We start from the raw sequence: 20,271 nt of genomic DNA, 5'->3' as shown, positions 1-20,271 counted from the left end.
GTGTGATGTTTAAATGGGCTTTTTTCAATTCGCTGATTGGGCTACAATTTAGCTAATTTTTGCCATTGATTAGGGTAAGTAAATAACAATGACCCCAAAACCGCTTCAAGATTCAAAGCAGCCTACTGATGCGCACCCTAATGAGTATAGTCATGGCAACAATCACCACCATGATGACGCTGGCCACAGTCACAGTAGTCATAGTAGTCATAACCACAGTCACAGCCATACGGATAATCAGCGTATCATCACCATAGCGTTTGCCATCATTGCAAGCTATATGGTTGTTGAAGTCATCGGCGGTTATATTACCGGCAGTTTGGCGTTGTTATCAGATGCAGGTCATATGTTTAGTGACGCGGTGTCACTTGCCATGACTTTGTTTGCGTTTATCATTGGTAAGAAATCTGCTACCTCTCATAAAACTTTTGGTTATCGCCGTTTTGAGATTTTGATTGCGCTCATCAATGGTCTGACGCTACTGATTATCAGTGCAGGTATTATTTATGAAGCGGTGCTGCGTTTTCAGCAGCCGCCACAAATCGCCACTACGGGTATGCTAGTTATCAGTACTATTGGGCTTATCGTCAATTTAGTGGTCGCCAAACTGATGCACGGTGGTGATACTGATAATCTCAATATGAAAAGCGCTTATTTACATGTATTAAGTGACTTGCTAGGCTCGGTGGCTGCGATTATTGCTGCTATTGTGATTATGCTGTTTGGCTGGGTGTGGGCAGATGCGGCGGTAAGTATTTTGGTGGCGCTACTGATTGTTCGCAGTGGTTATGCTGTCGTCAAAAATGCCGCCCATATCTTGATGGAAGGCGCGCCCAATCATATTGACCAAAGCGTTATTATCAAAACCCTCTCTGCCCACCCAAATGTGTTATCGATTCATGATTTACACATCTGGACGATTACCAGCGGCTTACATAGTTTATCTTGTCATATCATTGTCCCAAGCTCGCTTACCCTACAGCAAACTGACGCGCTATTATCAGACTTACAGCATGAGTTACAGCATTTAGGCATTGGGCACAGCACCATTCAATTTGAAAGTGATTTGCATGCGCACTCCGCGCAGTTTAATTGTGATATTGCCAATACACCCCCTGTCCATGCGCACGCACACTAACCGACTTTTTGACCCGAAGTGCAAAAAATCGATGTTGCTGCTGAGCGTTTTTAGTTTTTGTTTTGTGGGGTTTGCTGTTTGCTTGCTTAACTTTTCTTACGATTAATTGTGTGATAGTGTCCATTACTTAGGCTAAATATGTTAGGATGAATCAGCACCATGCTGTGGCAAGCGTTGCTTGCTAAACGTTTGCTAAACGTTTGCCAAACAATTAGACATCTGTATTTAATATCTATTTAAGTTTCTATTAAATCTATATAAAAATCATTAGCTTACTGGAGGTAAACGCGTATGACACACCGTTCTGCACCTTTCGTGGCACCCAACTTGCATCTCACCCAATCTGATGGCTCAGACAACTCAGATAATGGCAATCCCTCAGCATTGCTGGTTGATGAAAAGGCGCATAAAAAACAGGTCAAGTTATTGCTCTCCACCTTGCAAGCCGATATTGCCCAGTTTCGGGACAATTTTTTTCCGCCGCCCTATCTCACCCAAATTCAAGATTTGCCTATTTATGCAGGCAATTTGGCAGAGGTGCAAAGCTATGAGCAAACCTGGCAAGCTCTGATTGACCGCGCCAAAGGGTTTTATCCTTCGGCAGGACTGCCGCCTGATTATCTGCCATTACCCGCAAGCCTTGAGATACCGCAGTTTATTTATCATGTGCAAAAACTACATTTGACCCGTACCAAAGCCAAGGAATCCAAAAATTTTGGCTCGGTGGGTGCACTGGTTGAAAAATGCGGTTCGTATGAGGATGCCCAGTTGATGGCGATGGAAAATGCCTTAGCCAAAGGCGAAGACGTGCGGCTGGTGGCGCATCGTGAATTTATTGATTTACGCGCTTATGTGTTTTGTCGCAATCCCAAAGGTGAATTGCTAGAGCCTGAACGGGTTCGTTTTTATCGCACAGGTTTGGTGATTCAAACATTAGTAGACTTTAAAGTGGTGGACAGTCGGCAAACTCCCCGTAAAAAACGCAATGATGCCTATAAAAATGCGATTGCCGATAACGGGATTTGGAAAATTTTTGTCAAAAATTAAAAATAATTGAGGTTTTGTATGTTTGTGCTTGCTGCCAGTGCTGATAGTTCTATGATGCTTGACGCAACTATCTTTTTGGGTGCGACAGTGATTTTGATACCGCTTGCAAAGCGTTTTGGTATCGCCACGGTATTGGGTTATTTGTTTACAGGCTTATTGCTCGGTCCGAGTTTTTTAAAAGTTGCAGGTAACCCCGATGACTTGCTGCATTTTTCTGAATTTGGGGTCGTGCTGCTATTATTTATTATTGGTTTAGAGCTACAACCCTCTCGGCTTTGGGCACTTAGGCAACAGATTTTTGTGTTAGGCGGGCTGCAGGTGATTGTCACGGGCGTGGTGCTGATGCTACTATCGTGGTATTTTTTAGATATTCGGCTATCACATAGCTTTGTCATCGGTTTTGGCTTGGCGCTGTCATCAACGGCGTTTGTGTTGCAGTTATTGGGTGAAAAAAAGCAGCTTGCCACCACGCATGGTCAGCAAGCCTTTACTATTTTATTGTTTCAAGATATCGCAGTTATTCCTTTACTAGCCGCATTGCCATTTTTGTCGGGCGCGCAAGAGCAAAATTACGATTGGATTTATTTTGCCAAAGTCATCAGTATTTTTGCTGGCATGATATTTGTCAGTCGGTTTGTGGTACGTCCTTTCTTTAAGTTTGTGGCCTCTAGTAACGCCACCGAGCTGCTCACCGCCACGGCGTTGTTTATCGTACTGGGTGTGTCGCTATTGATGAATTATATAGGCTTGTCAATGGCACTTGGGGCGTTTTTAACCGGGGTGCTACTGGCTGACTCCGAATACCGCCACGAGTTGGAGGCGAGTATTGAGCCATTTAAGGGTTTGCTGCTTGGGCTGTTTTTTATGTCAGTCGGTATGCTCACCAACGTCAAATTAATTGTCGCCAAGCCCTTACTCATCATTGGCTTGGCAGTATTGCTGATGCTCATTAAGTTTGTGGTGCTGACAATCATTGCGCGGCTCATGGGCAACAAAAACGAAAGCAGTATCCGTCTTGGGGTGACGCTAGCACAAGGTGGGGAATTTGCCTTTGTACTGTTTAGCGTGGCGACCGCCCAGCATCTGTTAACCCGTGAACAACAAAATATTCTAAACCTTGTGGTGACTGTCTCAATGGCAATGACGCCACTGGCATTTTTATTACTGGAAAAAATTGGCAATCCGATATTTGCCAAAGCTAAGCCCAGTAAAGAATACGACAAAATACCCAACCATGAGCACGCAGTGGTGATTGCAGGCTTTGGACGTGTCGGGCAAATCATCGGTCGTGTGCTACGCATGCACAATATTGAATTTACCGCGATTGAAAAATCTGCCAACCAAGTCGATTTCGTCCGCAAATTTGGTAACCAAGTATACTATGGCAATCCCAAAAACCCAGAAATTCTGCGAGCGGCAGGGCTTGAAAACGCCAAAGTTTTTATCATCGCGATTGGCGATATTGAACTATCTGAGACGGTCGCCGATTATGCCGTACGCAATTATCCGCATCTGACCATCTTGGCACGTGCCAAAAACCGTGAGCATTATTATCGTTTGCGCGATGCGGGGGTCAAATATATTTGGCGAGAGACTTACCTATCTTCGCTGGATATGTCACGCGAAACCTTGGAAGTATTGGGCATGGAGCCAAAAACCGCACGAAAAACCGTGCAAATGTTCCGCGATTATGATGACGCGTTGATTGAACGGCAGCGCGCCATCTATGAAGATGAGGCCGAGCTGATTGCTTCGGCACAATCAGCGATTCAAGAACTCGAAAGCTTATTTGATAGCGATATGACCACCGCGAAACATGAACTCCATAAAGAAAAAGAGCGGTTTGAAAAATTAGCCGAGGAATCCTACTCGCAAACAAAAAAATAACCCAAACAAACCATCAATAGAAACGAACATTTAAAATGTTAAAAATCATAAGGAGTACAAGCATGCAAATCCGTGTCGTACAACAAGATATTACGACCCTAGCTGTTGATGCGATTGTCAACGCTGCCAACAATTCATTGCTCGGTGGTGGCGGGGTTGATGGCGCTATTCACCGTAAAGCAGGCACGTCACTACTTGCGGCTTGTCGAGTGATTCATGATGAGCAAGGCGGTTGTCCTACTGGCAAAGCCGTAATTACCCCTGCAGGGAATTTGCCCGCCAAATATGTGATTCACACCGTCGGACCTGTTTGGCATGGCGGACAGGCAAATGAGTCAGCGCTACTAGCAAGCTGTTACACCGAATCGCTGAAACTTGCTGAGCAAAACGGCGTTAAAACCATCGCTTTTCCCAATATTTCAACGGGTGTGTATCGTTTTCCAAAACAACAAGCCGCACAAATTGCGGTAAACACCGTAAAAGATTTCGTCAAACAAAACGAAAATCATGAATTTGAAGACATTATCTTTGTCTGTTTTGATGCAGAAAATTATCAGCTTTATCTAAATTTAGTCCAACCCGAAAATTAAAATATGCAAATTTTACATGATGGCGAAGCCTTAACTATCTCAGAGCAGTATCTGAATGCAATGTCCAAATCCATAGGCGACTGCCAACTTGCAATCATGAAAAATAAAACAATAAACCGCCTAAAGGGTGCATGATATCAGAGCCTACACACACTGCGACCAGACCTGCCAAAGGCGATTGTGTATAAATTTTGGGTCATTTTTGCCAACAATCATTGCCAATATTTACAAAAATTAACAATTCAATTTTTGATAAAAAAAACAGCCTAATTTTAGACTGTTTTTTACCGCTTTATAGCGTTAGCAAGGGCATCGCTTCATGCCACCGCCATTACTCGGGTAGCGCGCATCGACGCAGTAGCGAAAAAAGGTCTTTTCATCCATCGGCTCTAGGTCAGGATGCTGCTCCTGCATATGGCTGACGTAGGTCGCATAATCAGGGACACCGACCATCAAACGAAAGCTTTGTTGCATTCGTTTGACTAGCGTGATTAGGCGGGTAATATTTTTTGGGCTAAAAATTACCTCCTTTTGCGCCTTTAAGGTCATTTTAATCAAGTTGGCGATTAACGCATTATTACTCATGTGACGCTCCTTCTATCTGCCTAGCATAGTTTTGGTGAAACCCAAGCGATTGCACAATATAGGTGCAATCGCTGTTATTTTTCACTAATGCGGTGCAGAAATATTCAAGGGTTTTGGATCTTCATAAATCGCCTCACCTTCAACCACGGTAGGTTTATCACTTGCCAAGGCTTTTGTTAATGCGCGAATGGTACCCACTATCATCACAATCAACACAATCATAAAGAAGCCACAAAGCACGGCATCCACATAGTTTGAGAATACGATGGTTTGCATCTCATCCAAGGTTTTGGCAGGTTTTAACACTTCACCTTTGGCAATCGCGGCGCTGTATTTTTGTGCTTGTGCTAAGAAACCAATCGCTGGATTTGCATGGAAGATTTTTTGCCAACCTGCCGTCAGACAGGTAATCAATAAGAAAACCGTGGGTGCCACAGTGACCCAAGCATACTTTTGTTTTTTCATTTTAAATAAAACTGCGGTACCTAGGGTTAATGCCATCGCTGCCAAAATTTGGTTACCGATGCCAAACAGCGGCCACAATGAGTTAATACCCCCAAGCGGATCGATGACGCCTTGGTAGACAAAGAAGCCCCAAGCGGCTACTGCAATCAAGGTCGCAAGCAAATGCACGCCGAGATTGGTTGAGCCACGTACCGATGGCACCACGATGCCAATGGTATCTTGTACCATAAAACGACAAGCACGTGTCCCTGCATCGACTGCAGTCAAAATAAACAAGGCTTCAAATAAAATCGCAAAGTGATACCAAAACCCCATCATCGCTGTACTACCGAAGATAGACGATAGGATATGCGCCATCCCAATTGCAAAGGTCGGTGCACCGCCTGTCCGTGAGATAATAGAGCTTTCGCCCACTTGCTGCGCTAGTGTCGTAAGCGCATCGGGGGTAATCACAAACCCCAATTTTTGGATAGCGGCTGCCGCTGTCTCTGGGGTTGTACCTAAAAGCGCTGCTGGCGCATTAATCGCAAAATACATACCAGGGTCAAGAATGGTGGCACAGATCATTGCCATGATACCAACCATCGACTCCATGAGCATACCACCATAACCAATGGCTCGAGTATCTACTTCATTGTCCACAAGTTTTGGGGTCGTACCACTCGATACCAACGCGTGAAAACCAGAGATAGCACCACAAGCAATGGTAATAAACAAGAACGGAAATAACCCACCTTTAAATACGGGGCCTGTACCATCGATAAATTTGGTAACCGCAGGCATTTTTAGCTCTGGCATGGTAAAGACAATCGCCAGTGCCAAACCTACAATCACCCCTATTTTTAAAAAAGTTGATAAATAATCGCGCGGCGCAAGCAGCAGCCACACAGGCAATACCGAGGCTACCACACCATAAATCATCAATGCCCAAGTCAACTGGGTACCTGTCAAGGTAAACAATTCAGCCATCGCAGGGTCTTTGGCAATATCGCCACCAAATACAATCGCCGCCATCATTAATACAAAGCCGATGATAGACACTTCCATGATTTTACCTGGGCGTAGATAGCGCATATAGACGCCCATTAGCAGCGCGATAGGAATCGTTGCCGCGATGGTAAATAGCCCCCAAGGACTGTGCGCTAGCGCCTTCACCACTACCAGTGCCAGTACGGCAAGAATGATGACCATCACACCGAGTGCACCGAGCATCACCGTAATACCCGTAAACGTACCCAGCTCGTCTTTTGCCATTTCACCCAGTGATTTGCCATCACGGCGAGTGGACAAAAATAGTACAGTAAAATCTTGTACCGCACCTGCGAATACTACACCAATGATGAGCCATAGCGTACCTGGCAAATAACCCATTTGTGCTGCTAAGATAGGGCCGACTAATGGACCTGCCCCAGCAATCGCAGCAAAGTGGTGACCAAATAAGACGTATTTATTGGTAGGAACATAATCTAAGCCATCTTTTAGGCGGTGAGCCGGTGTCACGCGGCGGGGATTGAGTTCAAAGACTTTTTTGGCGATAAATAAACTATAGTAGCGATAAGCAATGCTATATGAACACACGGCAGCGGCAACAAGCCATACGGCGTTGATACTTTCGCCGCGGTGCAGGGCGATTGTCCCTAATGCCACTGCGCCAATAATTGCAACAAGTAACCATACTATCTTTGATAGCATGGGGGAGTTACTTGTCATTGCGGAATTTGTCTGCATGTCAACTCCTTTTTATATGAAGATCATCCTAGGGTAGAGATAAACGCAACTATATGAAAAAGCAATTATGTTAAATGGAACTAAATCAACATGTAATTACGTTAAACAATCCTTGCTAGTTTTTTGTAATATTTTGCAAATTGTAACATGGATTAATGGTCATTCGTCATTCAATGTATCACTGTTACTCAATATATACTAAATTTACTGGCTTTAGCCCGCGTCGTTGTTTGGTATAATGACCCAATCAGCTTAAACGCCTATACATCTCAGCCTATATTTTTTTTGCATTTTTTATATATCTGTATTTTTTATGAAACATACCCTATGAAACCAACCCAAAATCATAAGCCTCAAATGTTTGACCCAACAGCCAAAATGACCACGGTTGATACTGCCAGTAATGATAGCACCAGTAATGTCGATGCCAATCTGCTACATCAGTCAACCGTAACACTTGAAGGCATGCCAAAGGTGAGCGAGTTGCAAAAACTGCAATCAGATAACCGTACAGCGCGTAAGCCTTTTCAGTGGCAGTTTTTATTGCCGCAATATTGGGGGATTTGGCTTGGGGTTGCGCTGATTTTGCCATTGATTTATTTGCCGTTACGTTATCAATTTAACATCGGTCATTTTTTGGGAAAATTATTATTTGGACTGATTAAGAGCCGCCGAGCCGATACTTTGACCAATCTGTCATTGGCGTTTCCAGAACTCAGTGAAGATCAGCGTTTAGAGATGGCAGAGAAGATTTTTATCAATGCCGGTGTGGGTGTGTTTGAAAGCCTGTGCGCGTGGTATCGACCGGATGTGTTTACCCGCTGCGTCACTGTATCTGGGCTGCACCATGTCAAAAACGCCCAATCGCAAGGTAAAGCGGTGATTTTACTCGGTATCCATTCGACTTTGCTCGATTTGGGTGGACGGCTGACCACCATGTTTACCCCGCTGGATGTGGTGTATCGACCGCAAAACAATGCACTGCTTGATTGGTTTATTTTTAACGCGCGCGCCAAGGTTTATAGCGACCAAATCAGTCATCGCGATATGCGCCATTTTGCCAAAAATCTCAAAGACAATCATGTGGTATGGATTACCCCCGACCAAGATTTTGGGCTAAAACAAGGCGTGATGGCAGATTTTTTTGGGGTACCCGCTGCCACTTTGACTGCACCACGTCGCATGGCAAAACTGGGCAATAAAGCCAATCCGCCTGCCGTGATGATATTGCATTTTTATCGGGAAACCCCGGATGAGATGCCAAAGGGTCGCAAACCGCATTATCACATTATCTTCTCGCCTGTCATTGACAACTACCCAACCGAAGATGAATTAGCGGATGCCAAACGCATCAATCAGCTATTAGAAAATTATATCCGTATCGACCCGACCCAATACATGTGGTTTCATCGGCGCTATAAAACCCAGCCTACTGGTATCCGCTATTACCGCTAATTTTGCTCATGCGAGTCATGTGGCTCAGCCAATTTTTGGCATGAATTTGTAGTCAAAAACCGCTATACTAACGGACAATTTTTTTGCCTATTTTGTACTTTTTTTGCTTTTGTTTGGAATTTTGAATATGAATGATAAAACAGCCGCGCCGCGCCGCATTTTAACTGGTATTACTACCAGTGGCATTCCCCATCTTGGCAACTATGTCGGTGCCATTCGCCCAGCCATACAATCGGCGATACAAGGCGCCAGTACGGGAGAAAGCGACGCTTATTTTTTCTTGGCGGATTTGCATGCACTTATCAAATGCCACGACCCTGAGGCGATTCATGCATCCACCAAGGCAATTGCTGCAACGTGGCTTGCGTGTGGTCTCGACCCTGAGCGGGTGGTGTTTTACCGCCAGTCGGATATTATCGAAATTCCAGAGCTAACTTGGGTGCTCAACTGTAACTGTGCTAAAGGTTTGATGAACCGTGCGCACGCCTACAAAGCCGCCGTAGATGCTAACCGTGAAACGCCAGACACTGACCCTGATTATGGCATTTCGATGGGGTTATTTAGTTATCCTGTGCTAATGGCCGCCGATATTTTGATGTTCAATGCCACCCATGTCCCTGTGGGTAAAGACCAAATCCAGCATATCGAGATGGCACGTGATATCGCAGGTACCTTTAATTTTCGCTATTGTGACCCAGAAAAACCGATTTTTGTATTGCCCGAAGCCATGGTAGATGATGACACGCCGCTACTTACAGGGCTTGATGGTCGTAAAATGTCAAAAAGCTATGGCAATACCATTCCGTTATTTGGCGACCCTTCATCAAATCAGCCGCAAGTGGATGGTGAAAAAGCGCTGCGAAAAGCCATCATGCGTATTGTCACCAATTCACAATTGCCAGAAGAACCCAAAAACCCCGATGAATCCACGATTTTTGAGATTTATCGTGCATTTGCTAGCGCAGAAGAACAACAAGTACTGCGTCAACGTTTTGAGCAAGGTATTGCTTGGGGCGATGCCAAAGAAGTGTTGTTTGAAAAAATTAACAGCGAAATTGCCCCTTTCCGGGCTCGTTACAATGAATTGATGGCGAATCCAAAAGAATTGGAAGAAATCCTACAAATGGGCGCAGAAAAAGCCCGCCGTGATGCGCGCAAACGCCTAGAAAAAGTACGAAAAGCCATTGGTATCAAACCCCTTGCCAAACTCAAAAAGTAACGAGTCACTCATGTCATTTGCCCACTTTAAAGCCTACACCGATAGACTTTATCAAATCGATAAAGCCTTTGACGATGCGCAGCCCGACCGTCTCAACCGACATCGCCACCTTGAGCCTGATTCAGCCGAGTTTCTTGCCAGTCTGGTTATCAGTAAGCGGGCTAAAAATATATTAGAAATTGGCACATCAACGGGCTACTCTACACTATGGCTAGGCTATGCGTTAGCCCAAATCAATCGCGCCAGTACCGCGGATACTGCCACATTGACCTCGATTGATATTGATGAATGGCGATTACTAACCGCGCGCAATCACCTGCGCACCTTGCAGTTTGACCACAATATCACGCTACAACAAGTCGATGCGAAGGATTTTTTACGTCAGTCAACCGCCCATTTTGATGTGATTTTCTTGGATGCAGAGCGCAAGTTTTATGGTGACTATGTGGCTGACTTTAAGCGATTGCTCACCTTTGGCGATATGCTAATTGTTGATAATGTGATTTCTCATGCCGATGAAGTAGCAGCGTTTTTGTCAGCCTTTGAACAGGACAGCAACTATTTGTGCTCTACCCTATCCATTGGGGCAGGATTGTTTGTGGCGGTTAAACAATCAAAGGATTAATAACAAAATGCTATGGGAATTATTAAAACAAATTTGGTGGTTAATTCCTCTTTTCCTTATCATTAGTTTGTTAAAATCGCCTACTTTTAAAGGTTGGTTTGGCGAAAAAATGGTTGAAAAAGCTGCTAATCGCAAGCTGCCACATGATAGCTACCATGATTTTCAAAACGTCACTTTAGCAACTGATGAAGGTTCTACGCAAATTGACCATATTTATGTGTCGCGTTTTGGTATTTTCGTGGTTGAAACTAAAAACTATAAAGGGTGGATTTATGGTAAAGTCAAAGATGCCAAATGGACGCAAAATATTTATGGCAAAAAACATCTTTTCCAAAATCCGTTACGACAAAATTATAAACATATCAAAACATTAGAGAGTTTATTAGATTTACCGAATGACGTTTTTCATTCAGTTATTGTATTTACAGGTGAATGTGAATTAAAAAGTAATTTTCCAGCCAATATCTGTCGCTTGGGAAATTTTACAGATTATATTTTGTCATTTGACCAACAAAAACTCAGCGACATACAAGTTCAGCAAATCTGCCAATTATTGGCTAAAAATCGTCTTGATAATACGCTCAAAACTCGCCATCAGCATATTCAAAACCTAAAAAAACAACATCACAAATGACCAATTTAGCCATTCGAATTTTTGAGACGCCCGTTCAAAGTCTGCCCGAAGACCTTTATATTCCGCCTGAAGCCTTTGCCATTTGGCTGGAGCAGTTTGAAGGTCCGCTGGATTTTTTGCTGTACTTGGTCAAAAAAAATAACTTTGATATCACCACCACAGCGATTTTGCCGATTACCGAGCAGTACCTGACTTATATTGGTGAGCTCGATGACAATCATTTTGAGTTGGCAGGCGATTATTTGCTGATGGCAAGTACCTTAATTGCTATCAAAAGCGAATTGTTACTACCAAGTCCGCAACGGCCAGAGGATGAAAAAAACCCTACCAAGCAGCTGATTGACAGACTTGAACAATACGCCCAAATCAAACACGCCAGTCAGCGTATCGATGCGTTAATGCGGCTTGAGCGCGATGTGTTTTTGGCATATGCCAGTTTGCCAAGTCCTGATATATTAGCCAAAGAGGTTGCACCCTATCCTGCCACCATGCTTGCCGACAGTTTAATCAAAATGCAGCTAAAACCCGATTACCAAATGCACCACGTCAAAGCTGATATCGTGCCTTTGGCAGAGCGTATGGCAAGCATTAGCCATATGTTGGCAAGCCGTGGTCAAGGCACTTTCCACGATATATTAGATAAATCACAAGGCAAACTGGGTGTGGTGGTGAGTTTTGTCGCCATTTTAGAATTAGCCAAACAGCGGATGCTAAAATTTGTCGCACAAGACGATGACAACGCTTCCGATGTAAGCGAACTAACCTTGATATGGGCATCGTCATGACCGATTTTAACCAACAACATCAGCTTGCCCAGCAGCATAGCAAATCTATCGAAGCGATTTTGCATGCTTCAGAAACCCCGATTACTGCCAAACAGCTATGTCACTGGCTATCGATTAATCCAAACCAACTGAGCATGGCACTCACGGTCTTGCAGCAGCGTCTATCACAAGGCGCATTAACCTTAGCGGATACCGCGAGCGGATACCGATTGCAAATCGCCAATGACTTTAGCCCGCTGATTCAGCAAGTTTTTCCCCAGCGTCAAGAAACCCTAAGCCAAGCGTTATTAGAAACGTTAAGTGTGATTGCTTATAAACAACCGGTGACGCGTGGCGATATTGAGCAAATTCGTGGCGTGACTGTATCAAGCAATATTTTACGGCAACTATTTGATAAGGGCTGGATTATTGAGCAAGGCTTTCGCGATACGCTGGGACGTCCTGCACTACTGCATACCACCCCAGCGTTTTTAGCCGCCTTTGGGCTTAAAAGCTTGCAAGATTTGCCAAAGCTAGCTGATGTGCAACAGCTTGAGCTATAAAAAAGCTGCCGACTGGGCAGCTTCTTAAAGATCCTGTTTAAAGACCCTGCATCAAGAATGCATTAAGGCAAGCGGCGAGCAGGGGCGCCCCACTGGTTGACATTCGGCTTGGTATCTGTGCAATACCACACCAGCAGCATAATCCCGCCAATGATGGGGATAAAGGCAATCAGCATCCACCAACCTGATTTATTAACATCATGTAAACGGCGAACACCGACTGCAATATTGGGAATCACCAACGCCAAAGAAATAAGCCCCGCCACAATGCCATCAGTACCAATCATATAATCAATGATTGCCCCACCCAGATACAACATGACCCACGCCAAATAAAAATACCAATATTCTTTACGTCTAGCACGCCCTTTAAAATTGGCATAATTGCTGAGACTTTTTTTAACCCAATCAAAAAAGCCATAATTTTCTTCAATCGCCCATGCTGGATTGACGGCATTCATGCCCGCTGCGTGAGTAACTTGACCATAGTTGGCAGTTGTAGGGTTGTCTGTATAGCCGTGATGGATGGGCGCAATCGTGCTATCTATCGGTTTATTTAGATTGATTGCATTGCCTGCGGCAAGACCGACAACTGCCACCGCATAACCCTGCGCATCGACACTAAATTCTACTTGTTGTCCTGCCATCGGTGCCGTGGCTTGTTGCCATTGTTGGCTAGTAAATGGGTAATTTTTGCCGTCATCCCCCATGATGATACCTTGACCATGTTGCGGCGAGAAATTGGCTATTTGCCCTTTCATTGTTATTATTCCTTTTAATTGTATTGATTCACTTATGTCGATGATTATAACGTAAAATAATTTTTACAATGTGATATTATTTATATTAAATTTTTGGTTAAAATACTGGTTAAAATTTAGCCACATGACTTTATACTAGCATTCAACCATCGCTTGTCCTACAATACGCACAAGCATGAAGTTTCATGCTGGCACAACATTGTGAAATGTTGCTACCTATTAAAGGATTATTGAATGAAAGACGAAAAACTGCAAAAAGCCCTCGCCCGGCTAGGCTTAGGTTCGCGCCGCCAAATGGAAGATGTGATTCGCGAAGGTCGCGTCAGTGTTAACGGCACTGTCGCTACCATTGGTGACCGTGTCGGACAGGGCGATGAAATCCGAGTCGATGGACGTTTGCTACGCTATACCGCAGAAAACGAAAAACGCCGCCGTATCTTGATGTATTACAAGCCAGAAGGCGAAATTTGCTCAGCCCATGACCCAGAAGGTCGTCCTACGGTGTTTGAGCGCCTGCCACCACTGAACCATGACCGCTGGGTAATGGTGGGTCGGTTGGACATCAACTCAACGGGTTTATTGCTATTTACCAATGATGGTGAACTGGCTCACCGTCTGATGCACCCATCAAATGAAATAGAGCGCGAATATGCGGTGCGTGTGATGGGCGAAGTCACCCCTGAGATTATCTTAAATCTCAAACGTGGCGTCATGCTAGAAGATGGTATGGCACAGTTTGACGACATCGTTGAAAAAGGCGGTGAAGGTATCAACAAATGGTACCAAGTCAAACTCAAAGAAGGTCGCAATCGTGAAGTACGCCGCTTATTTGAATCGCAAGGCTTAAAAGTAAGCCGATTACTGCGTATCCGTTACGGCTCTGTCAGTCTCCCAAGGGAACTTCGCACGGGTCGCTACCTTGAGCTAGATCGCCGTGAGATTGACACCTTAGCAGGACTTGTCAACATTCGCCCGCGCCAAGGCACAGGGCTTTACGGCATTGCCAAACGCCGCCAAGAACGCTTTGAGAAAAAACCGCTAAAAGCGCGCCGTGGTGGTCATCATTTACGCCGCGATAAAGAAAAAAGAAGCAGCTAACCGCTATAAAACTTACAAAAAAGAAACTTACAAAAAAAGCGTATCAAATTGATACGCTTTTTTTATGTTAATATACCAATGTTAATCTACCATCGACTACGTGCGATTTTTGACATAGCGGTAAGTTGACGCAAATTGCTGGCTGACTTCATGAAACATCTCATTGAGCAATTCATCTAATTGCAGATTGACCCGAGCCAATACCTCAATTAGCATCTCGCCTGCGGTCATCTCACCCTGAATTTTTTGATTGAGCTGACTGGGATGATATTTGGCAATTTGGTCATACTGGTGCACTGCTTCAGGAATCGTCTGTTCAAGCAAGCGATTGACCACAAACTTATTTTCAGTCAACCATTGGGTTTGCGGGTGGTCTGGTTGATTGGCTGACTGGCTTTGGTCACGTTGCCACGCCTGATAACGAATGTGTTTGTCATGGATGGTATCAAGCAGCATCACGGCAGCGGTTGGCATACGTTCAATTGACGCGCCATCAATACCTAAAATCGAAGGTGAAGATAATCGCGGTTGTTGATTTTTTGCTTTAAACCATTTTTTATTGCTTGCATGTTTGCTAGCACGTGGCATTAAGTCAAAACGGCTATCACTACCGAAGGTATTGGGAATTGGCAGGTTTGATTGGTACGCCAAACGCATGGTTTCTGGTTTTGCCGGCGATGCTGTGGGCGGCACAGAATATTGAGACATACCGACCTCAATACCTGCCATGTCATGTAATTTATACCAAGCCAGCCTTATCCATCGATACACCAAAAAGCTTATCAACAAAATCAACACAGCCAGTAATATACCGAGCAAAATATTCATCTATACGCCCTAACAGCTTGTTTATCAATAAAAACCTGACTATAAAAAGCAAATATAGCATTACTATGATTGCAACTGTTTAAAAATTCAAGCATGTTAGTTTTAGGTAAGCCTAAAAATTCCTCGGTCAAAAAAAAGTATTGCGCAAAACTTTTAGCTATTACTTTTAGCTATTAACTGCTACCCTAAATCATCATATTTACATGGTATGCCAATAGCGAAGTTTATTAATTACAAATAAAAATGCCACAAACATACCGAGATAATACGCCAATTTAAGCTCAAAACTGTCATCCCGTAACTTAAAAGGTAATGCGCAAATAGTGACGGCAAGCGGAATCCACAATAGCATAAACACCCAATTTTCGATGACATTGAGCCAGCCTTGCATTCCCTTGCTACTACGTAAAGCCGCCAATCCTAACAACAAACAGGCAACTATCAGTGTGTTGATTAAGCCTTTTGGAAGATTGCTGGGATAAATCGATAATTCTTGCTTAGTATAATGTGGCAATGCCATTCAATAAATTCCTAAATAATTACTGAGGATTGGTGTTATGTGTAGCGTCAATTTGTGGCGTTAATGTCTTGATGGGTGCCGACTCGCCGAACGAACCGCTACGAATATGCCGCCATCATCCATAGCATCGCCACACAGCTAAATAACAAACCCAAGGTTAACGCATTGCGATTTTGAATCGGTGCACGCCCCGAGTAGCGATTTAACACCTTTGAGCCAACGACAAAAGCCAGTGGAATACCCAGCCAAAAAATCGCAATGGTACTCACCAGTGAGGGCAATATTGATGATAAACTATCGCCAAACATCAACCTAAACCCAAAACCTGCCAGTCCTAGCAACACCGCAAATATTGCCAGTCCAATTGTCAGCCCTTTGGGTACTAAAGACGGGGATTGAACGTCCATACCAATTTCCTTGTGTATCATGGCTTGTGGCGCATTTACGCTGGCAAGCGACCGACCAAAGCCAGTTCAGCACGCATCGCATCAATCGCTTGGCGATAATCAGGTTGATTAAAAATCGCTGAACCTGCGACAAACATATCAGCCCCTGCTTCGGCAACCGCACGAATATTACTGGCTTTGATACCGCCATCGACTTCAAGGCGAATATTGCGACCCGATAGCCTAATCATTTCGCGCACTGCTTCAATTTTTTTGAGGGTGCCATTAATAAATGCTTGCCCACCAAACCCTGGGTTAACACTCATCAATAAAATTTGGTCAACTTTATCCATCACATAGTCTAGATAGTGTAGCGGCGTGGCAGGATTGAGCACCAGTCCACAGTCAGCGCCCCCATCTTTGATGAGTTGTAAAGAGCGATCGACATGTTGCGTGGCTTCTGGGTGAAAGGTAATGATGCTGGCGCCGGCTTTTAAGAACTGCTCAATCATATTATCAACCGGTGACACCATCAAATGCACATCTATCGGCGCAGTTACCCCATAATCACGCAGTGCCTGACAAATCATGCTACCAAAGGTCAAATTTGGGACATAATGATTGTCCATCACGTCAAAATGCACCACGTCTGCACCTGCGGCGATAACCTTCTCGACCTCCTCGCCCAGACGGGCAAAATCTGCCGACAAAATCGAAGGCGCAATCAGAAATTGGCTATCATTAGTTGGATGAGCAAAGTTATTAGGTGCTTGTTTAGGTGAGTCTTCAAGAATTTCAGACTGGTTCATCGTCATTGTCCGTCAGCTTTGATTAAAAATTGCGGATATTTTAGCAAAGATTATTTTAAAAAACTTCGACTATTTGGTGACTATTACTTGGTGGCTATTATTTGGTGGTTATTATTTGTTAACTGGGACTACCGACAGCGACTATTTGCTGCCCGTGAAAATAAATCTGCCACAAGCCTTGCAGAATTTACATTTAACTAGTCAAAACAAGCAAAAAACAAGGTAGCTAGACTATGCTAGATTATGATTGATAAATACCAAAAAAGATAAAACCCAAGTCTTAGGGCAATAGACTTGGGTTTTAGGGCACTTCATGTCAACTATGTTATTATTATTGGCTTTCCATGATATTACTCATCCTGAGCGTTTCAACACTACCATTCCTTGGTATCATCCTTGTGTTGATGAGTTCATTGTAGGTTGTTGCACGGTTGGTTACTAGCCGCAAAAGGCGGAATCTGTTGTAAGCAAATGCTTACATGCGGTTTTAGATTGCCCGCTGTTAGCTTTCTCATAAGCCTTTCAATAATTTGCTAGCATCACTAGCGCTATCACTCTGAGCTTCCGATAGTTTTTCGCCTTCTTTGACCCCTTCTTTGATGGTTTCTTTTGCCTCTTGGTGATCGGCGATGCTTGGCAAAGGTTCAGGCTGCTCATCCATGACTTCAGGTTCATATTGTAAAGTAGTCAGCACGGGGAAATGGTCGGAGCCAATGTTCGGCATACGCGCCATGGATACCAACGTGAAGTGATTGCTGTGAAAAACATGGTCAAGCGCCCAGCGCAAAAATGGGTAACTGGCGTGAAAGGTATTGATGAATTTGCGCCCAATGCGAGGGTCTAGTAGGCCTGAGATACGCTGGAACATGCGTGTGGTATGCGACCAAGCCACATCGTTAAGATCACCTGCAACAATCACCGTCAAATCGTTGGCGTTGATGTGCTTGCCTACCATTAATAGCTCAGCATCCCGTGTCACCGATTTATCGGCTTCGGTTGGACTCGGTGGCATGGGATGCAAGCAGTATAGCCAAACAACCTTTCCCATGGCTAGGCGAACTTGGGTATGAATTGATGGAATATCATCAACCACCAGATATTTTACTTGGGGATTGATAAGCTCAAGCTTTGAGTACAAATGCATACCATACAAGTTATCGAGTGGTACTTTGACGTTAAATGGATAGTCAGCCTCAATGGGGCTTAAAGCGTCTTGCCACACTTGGTCAGTTTCGAGTGTCAATACAATATCGGGTTGATGGGTATGGATAAGGTCAATCAAAGCTTGTTTATTTGGATTGGTCGTCAACACATTGGCAACCAATAATTTCACTTGATAATCGCGTGACTTTGGCTTTGCTGTTTGCACTTGTTTCTTCCACAAAAACGTATAAGGCAACACCATGTACGCTTGCATAGCCAGCGCAATAACCAGCAGTAAAATCAATCCCATCTGCCAACGACTGTCAAAAGCGCCCAGCCAAAGTAAGCCAATGAGCGCCACTACCCCCAAAAAAATCAATTGATTTCTGGGAAAATCAGCAATCCTAAACCACCATTCAAACCTAGGGATGGTTGCCCAAAAAGTTGCAAAAACCACAAAACCTGCTAGCAACTGTAACAACAGCGTCATTGTCTATCCTTTCATGTTATATTGCGGTTCACGTTGGTCAATATTAGCTTGTTATCATTAGCATGGCGATATAGTAGCCACAAAAATACGGCTGATAAATTGCAGTTGTGTTGCCAAACGGTATTTTTCACCCTGACATCGCTATCAGCCTACCATCTATAGCTAAATAGATGGCCCATGTAAAAAAAAATTCACTTGCAAAACCTTACAAATACAGGCAAGGTAGCAGGTTACTAATTGAAAAATCAATGTGGATTTTCTGCACTATTTATTTTATTTTGTTTACAGTAAGGAAGGGTTATCATGAGTCAGCTACGCGTAGGTTTGGTCGGATGGCGTGGAATGGTCGGTTCGGTATTAATGCAACGTATGATGGATGAAAACGACTTTGAAGGGATTACCCCCGTGTTTTTCTCTACCAGTAATGCCGGTGGTGATGCCCCTACCCCAAATGGCATTGCCCCTAGCAAGCTTGAAGATGCGCATGATTTAGCGGCTTTAGCGGCTTGTGATGCCATTATTACCTGTCAAGGCGGTGACTATACTAAAGAAGTCCATCAGCCGCTACGTGATAAAGGCTGGACAGGTTACTGGATTGATGCAGCAAGCACCCTGCGTATGACTGACAATAGCATCATCGTCCTAGACCCAGTCAACCGCAATGTCATTGATGACGCTATCAAAAATGGTCAAAAAGACTTTATCGGTGGTAACTGTACGGTATCTTTGATGTTGATGGCGATTGGTGAGTTGTTCAAACGTGATTGGGTTGAATGGGTATCTGCGATGACTTACCAAGCGGCAAGTGGTGCGGGCGCCAACAATATGCGTGAGCTTATCAAGGGCATGGGCTACATCCATGATGGCGTCGCAGACGAACTCAATAACCCGGCAGGCGCAATTTTAGAAATTGACCGTAAAGTAGCCGAATTACAACGTAGCAGCGACTTCCCAAAACAATACTTTGGTGCGCCGCTTGCTGGTAGCTTAATTCCTTACATTGATGTGCAGCTAGAAAACGGGCAATCAAAAGAAGAGTGGAAAGGCTGTGTTGAAACCAACAAAATCCTAGGCAATGATGCAGACAAGACTAATGCCAACATTGTGCCGATTGATGGTATCTGCGTGCGTATCGGTGCCATGCGTTGTCACTCACAAGGCTTGACCATCAAACTAAAAAAAGACATCCCTCTAGAAGAAATTGAAGCTGCGCTTCGTAACAGTGGTAATGAGTGGCTAGATGTGGTAGAAAATGACAAAGCAGCAAGCGTTGAGCGGTTAACCCCAGTCGCGGTCACTGGCACCCTTAAAGTTGCCGTAGGTCGTCTTCGTAAGATGAATCTAGGTGGTGAGTATTTATCCGCCTTTACCGTGGGCGATCAGTTGTTATGGGGCGCGGCAGAGCCATTACGCCGCACACTTGCGATTATCCGCAATCAATTATAAACCCAAGGTTTGTTCTAAAAACACGCTGATTAGGGCGTGTTTTTTTATGCCTGAGTAGATAAACCTGATAGTGTTAATCCGTTATTTACC

General features: G+C 44.2%; 20 protein-coding genes. 12 read left to right on the top strand and 8 right to left on the bottom strand.

Going from position 1 to position 20,271, the window contains the following annotated elements:
• The first annotated feature begins 88 nt into the window (after positions 1-88).
• From ACAM39_RS03470 to ACAM39_RS03455, 4 genes are all read left to right on the top strand, one after another.
• Positions 89-1,138 carry a cation diffusion facilitator family transporter gene (locus tag ACAM39_RS03470; RefSeq protein ID WP_369628236.1) on the top strand — a complete coding sequence of 350 codons (1,050 nt, stop codon included), beginning with the start codon at positions 89-91 and terminating at the stop codon, positions 1,136-1,138.
• 291 nt (positions 1,139-1,429) lie between these two features.
• Positions 1,430-2,185 (top strand): hypothetical protein, encoded by a 756-nt coding sequence (locus ACAM39_RS03465; protein WP_369628235.1) that lies wholly within the window; start codon positions 1,430-1,432, stop codon positions 2,183-2,185.
• A gap of 18 nt (positions 2,186-2,203) precedes the next feature.
• Positions 2,204-4,072, top strand: coding sequence for a monovalent cation:proton antiporter-2 (CPA2) family protein (locus ACAM39_RS03460; protein ID WP_369628234.1), 1,869 nt, complete (start codon positions 2,204-2,206; stop codon positions 4,070-4,072).
• A gap of 62 nt (positions 4,073-4,134) precedes the next feature.
• Positions 4,135-4,662, top strand: coding sequence for an O-acetyl-ADP-ribose deacetylase (locus ACAM39_RS03455; RefSeq protein WP_128681296.1), 528 nt, complete (start codon positions 4,135-4,137; stop codon positions 4,660-4,662).
• Between the two features lie 300 nt (positions 4,663-4,962).
• Here ACAM39_RS03455 and ACAM39_RS03450 read toward each other — a convergent pair whose 3' ends face one another.
• The gene (locus ACAM39_RS03450; protein ID WP_076774460.1) at positions 4,963-5,247 is read right to left on the bottom strand and encodes a YbdD/YjiX family protein; all 285 of its coding nucleotides are present in this window, start codon (positions 5,245-5,247) and stop codon (positions 4,963-4,965) included.
• 84 nt (positions 5,248-5,331) lie between these two features.
• Positions 5,332-7,422, bottom strand: coding sequence for a carbon starvation CstA family protein (locus tag ACAM39_RS03445; RefSeq protein WP_472828267.1), 2,091 nt, complete (start codon positions 7,420-7,422; stop codon positions 5,332-5,334).
• 483 nt (positions 7,423-7,905) lie between these two features.
• On the opposite strand from ACAM39_RS03445, the gene ACAM39_RS03440 reads away from it, so the two are divergent.
• The 6 genes from ACAM39_RS03440 to scpB all read left to right on the top strand — a co-directional run bounded on the left by ACAM39_RS03440 (position 7,906) and on the right by scpB (position 12,700).
• Positions 7,906-8,895: an LpxL/LpxP family acyltransferase gene (locus ACAM39_RS03440; RefSeq protein WP_369628561.1), complete on the top strand. Its 990-nt coding sequence runs from the start codon at positions 7,906-7,908 to the stop codon at positions 8,893-8,895.
• 127 nt (positions 8,896-9,022) lie between these two features.
• Positions 9,023-10,114 carry a tryptophan--tRNA ligase gene (gene trpS, locus ACAM39_RS03435; RefSeq protein ID WP_369628232.1) on the top strand — a complete coding sequence of 364 codons (1,092 nt, stop codon included), beginning with the start codon at positions 9,023-9,025 and terminating at the stop codon, positions 10,112-10,114.
• Positions 10,115-10,124: 10 nt separating this feature from the next.
• Complete coding sequence (locus ACAM39_RS03430; protein ID WP_369628231.1) at positions 10,125-10,739, top strand: O-methyltransferase; 615 nt, start codon at positions 10,125-10,127, stop codon at positions 10,737-10,739.
• A gap of 7 nt (positions 10,740-10,746) precedes the next feature.
• Entirely contained in the window at positions 10,747-11,373 is a 627-nt protein-coding gene (locus tag ACAM39_RS03425) for a nuclease-related domain-containing protein (protein ID WP_369628230.1), read from the top strand.
• A complete protein-coding gene (locus ACAM39_RS03420; RefSeq protein ID WP_369628229.1) occupies positions 11,370-12,158 on the top strand; it encodes a segregation and condensation protein A in 789 nt (262 codons plus the stop codon). Before ACAM39_RS03425 ends, ACAM39_RS03420 begins: the two co-directional genes overlap by 4 nt.
• Positions 12,155-12,700 (top strand): SMC-Scp complex subunit ScpB, encoded by a 546-nt coding sequence (scpB, locus tag ACAM39_RS03415; protein WP_065263368.1) that lies wholly within the window; start codon positions 12,155-12,157, stop codon positions 12,698-12,700. The genes ACAM39_RS03420 and scpB overlap by 4 nt, the downstream gene beginning before the upstream one ends.
• Positions 12,701-12,762: 62 nt before the next feature.
• On the opposite strand, the gene ACAM39_RS03410 is transcribed toward scpB, so the two are convergent.
• Complete coding sequence (locus ACAM39_RS03410; protein WP_369628228.1) at positions 12,763-13,461, bottom strand: DUF805 domain-containing protein; 699 nt, start codon at positions 13,459-13,461, stop codon at positions 12,763-12,765.
• Between the two features lie 234 nt (positions 13,462-13,695).
• Here ACAM39_RS03410 and rluB point away from each other — a divergent pair, with 234 nt between their 5' ends.
• Positions 13,696-14,559 (top strand): 23S rRNA pseudouridine(2605) synthase RluB, encoded by an 864-nt coding sequence (gene rluB / locus ACAM39_RS03405; protein ID WP_036591148.1) that lies wholly within the window; start codon positions 13,696-13,698, stop codon positions 14,557-14,559.
• A gap of 96 nt (positions 14,560-14,655) precedes the next feature.
• Here the strand turns inward: rluB and ACAM39_RS03400 are convergent, their stop codons facing one another.
• The 5 genes from ACAM39_RS03400 to ACAM39_RS03380 form a co-directional block, all read right to left on the bottom strand.
• Positions 14,656-15,387 carry a hypothetical protein gene (locus ACAM39_RS03400; protein ID WP_369628227.1) on the bottom strand — a complete coding sequence of 244 codons (732 nt, stop codon included), beginning with the start codon at positions 15,385-15,387 and terminating at the stop codon, positions 14,656-14,658.
• A gap of 199 nt (positions 15,388-15,586) precedes the next feature.
• The gene (locus tag ACAM39_RS03395) at positions 15,587-15,907 is read right to left on the bottom strand and encodes a hypothetical protein (RefSeq protein WP_369628226.1); all 321 of its coding nucleotides are present in this window, start codon (positions 15,905-15,907) and stop codon (positions 15,587-15,589) included.
• 98 nt (positions 15,908-16,005) lie between these two features.
• Positions 16,006-16,314: a hypothetical protein gene (locus ACAM39_RS03390; RefSeq protein ID WP_248145401.1), complete on the bottom strand. Its 309-nt coding sequence runs from the start codon at positions 16,312-16,314 to the stop codon at positions 16,006-16,008.
• A gap of 35 nt (positions 16,315-16,349) precedes the next feature.
• Positions 16,350-17,102 (bottom strand): ribulose-phosphate 3-epimerase, encoded by a 753-nt coding sequence (gene rpe / locus ACAM39_RS03385; protein ID WP_369628225.1) that lies wholly within the window; start codon positions 17,100-17,102, stop codon positions 16,350-16,352.
• Positions 17,103-17,613: 511 nt separating this feature from the next.
• Positions 17,614-18,735 (bottom strand): endonuclease/exonuclease/phosphatase family protein, encoded by a 1,122-nt coding sequence (locus ACAM39_RS03380; protein ID WP_369628224.1) that lies wholly within the window; start codon positions 18,733-18,735, stop codon positions 17,614-17,616.
• Positions 18,736-19,038: 303 nt separating this feature from the next.
• On the opposite strand from ACAM39_RS03380, the gene asd reads away from it, so the two are divergent.
• Positions 19,039-20,181, top strand: coding sequence for an aspartate-semialdehyde dehydrogenase (gene asd, locus ACAM39_RS03375; RefSeq protein WP_309596319.1), 1,143 nt, complete (start codon positions 19,039-19,041; stop codon positions 20,179-20,181).
• Positions 20,182-20,271: the final 90 nt, after the last annotated feature.

This window comes from Moraxella sp. K02 (genome assembly GCF_041154755.1).
Classification (GTDB): Bacteria; Pseudomonadota; Gammaproteobacteria; order Pseudomonadales; family Moraxellaceae; genus Faucicola.
The sequence above is the reverse complement of the archived record's forward strand: the minus strand, read 5'-3'. Positions and strand labels throughout refer to the sequence as shown.

Coding starts and splice junctions, on each gene's coding strand:
- ACAM39_RS03470 (WP_369628236.1), top strand. CDS start 89: ATGACCCCAAAACCGCTTCAAGATTCAAAGCAGCCTACTGATGCGCAC.
- ACAM39_RS03465 (WP_369628235.1), top strand. CDS start 1,430: ATGACACACCGTTCTGCACCTTTCGTGGCACCCAACTTGCATCTCACC.
- ACAM39_RS03460 (WP_369628234.1), top strand. CDS start 2,204: ATGTTTGTGCTTGCTGCCAGTGCTGATAGTTCTATGATGCTTGACGCA.
- ACAM39_RS03455 (WP_128681296.1), top strand. CDS start 4,135: ATGCAAATCCGTGTCGTACAACAAGATATTACGACCCTAGCTGTTGAT.
- ACAM39_RS03450 (WP_076774460.1), bottom strand. CDS start 5,247: ATGAGTAATAATGCGTTAATCGCCAACTTGATTAAAATGACCTTAAAG.
- ACAM39_RS03445 (WP_472828267.1), bottom strand. CDS start 7,422: ATGACAAGTAACTCCCCCATGCTATCAAAGATAGTATGGTTACTTGTT.
- ACAM39_RS03440 (WP_369628561.1), top strand. CDS start 7,906: ATGCCAAAGGTGAGCGAGTTGCAAAAACTGCAATCAGATAACCGTACA.
- trpS (WP_369628232.1), top strand. CDS start 9,023: ATGAATGATAAAACAGCCGCGCCGCGCCGCATTTTAACTGGTATTACT.
- ACAM39_RS03430 (WP_369628231.1), top strand. CDS start 10,125: ATGTCATTTGCCCACTTTAAAGCCTACACCGATAGACTTTATCAAATC.
- ACAM39_RS03425 (WP_369628230.1), top strand. CDS start 10,747: ATGCTATGGGAATTATTAAAACAAATTTGGTGGTTAATTCCTCTTTTC.
- ACAM39_RS03420 (WP_369628229.1), top strand. CDS start 11,370: ATGACCAATTTAGCCATTCGAATTTTTGAGACGCCCGTTCAAAGTCTG.
- scpB (WP_065263368.1), top strand. CDS start 12,155: ATGACCGATTTTAACCAACAACATCAGCTTGCCCAGCAGCATAGCAAA.
- ACAM39_RS03410 (WP_369628228.1), bottom strand. CDS start 13,461: ATGAAAGGGCAAATAGCCAATTTCTCGCCGCAACATGGTCAAGGTATC.
- rluB (WP_036591148.1), top strand. CDS start 13,696: ATGAAAGACGAAAAACTGCAAAAAGCCCTCGCCCGGCTAGGCTTAGGT.
- ACAM39_RS03400 (WP_369628227.1), bottom strand. CDS start 15,387: ATGAATATTTTGCTCGGTATATTACTGGCTGTGTTGATTTTGTTGATA.
- ACAM39_RS03395 (WP_369628226.1), bottom strand. CDS start 15,907: ATGGCATTGCCACATTATACTAAGCAAGAATTATCGATTTATCCCAGC.
- ACAM39_RS03390 (WP_248145401.1), bottom strand. CDS start 16,314: ATGGACGTTCAATCCCCGTCTTTAGTACCCAAAGGGCTGACAATTGGA.
- rpe (WP_369628225.1), bottom strand. CDS start 17,102: ATGAACCAGTCTGAAATTCTTGAAGACTCACCTAAACAAGCACCTAAT.
- ACAM39_RS03380 (WP_369628224.1), bottom strand. CDS start 18,735: ATGACGCTGTTGTTACAGTTGCTAGCAGGTTTTGTGGTTTTTGCAACT.
- asd (WP_309596319.1), top strand. CDS start 19,039: ATGAGTCAGCTACGCGTAGGTTTGGTCGGATGGCGTGGAATGGTCGGT.